A 500-nucleotide genomic window follows, 5' to 3' on the forward strand; every position below is an offset into this window, starting at 1 on the left:
TAGGGCGTGTTGAACATTGGCGACAAATTAATGGCAAAAAAAATAGCGAACGGTTAATCTTTAAGCTCTCACACAAAAAAGATATCGTTCGCTATGCCTCGCACCATGCTCAAAGATGAACACTGGACAAGACTAAGACCCATATTACTAGAACTTAATATCTATGACAAAGGAAATCTTAGACAAACGGTTGAAGGCGTGCTTTATCGCATGCGTGTTGGCTGTCCTTGGCGCGACTTACCCGAGTATTTTGGCAAGCCTAATACCATCTATAAAGCTTACCAGCGCTGGTTTCGCAGTAATAAGCTGATTGCATTATTTACGTTACTGATCAAAGACGCAGACCTTGAGTGGGTCTTTATCGATGGCACTCATATTAAAGCGCATCAGCACAGCAGTAGTGGCAATGAGAACCTACAATCCATTAGCAAAAGTGTGGCAGGCCGCGCGACCAAGATTCACTTAGCAGTTGATGCGCATGGCAATCCGATTACCTTTAT

At 43.4% G+C, this 500-nt stretch carries 1 protein-coding gene; it reads left to right on the forward strand.

Annotation, left to right across the window (positions count from 1 at the left end; all coding sequences use genetic code 11):
* Positions 1–93: 93 nt before the first annotated feature.
* A partial coding sequence (locus tag CXF69_RS00615; RefSeq protein WP_134292859.1) for an IS5 family transposase occupies positions 94–500 on the forward strand: 407 nt, incomplete at its 3' end.

The sequence above is a fragment of the Psychrobacter sp. Choline-02u-9 genome (assembly GCF_002836505.1).
GTDB lineage: Bacteria > Pseudomonadota > Gammaproteobacteria > Pseudomonadales > Moraxellaceae > Psychrobacter.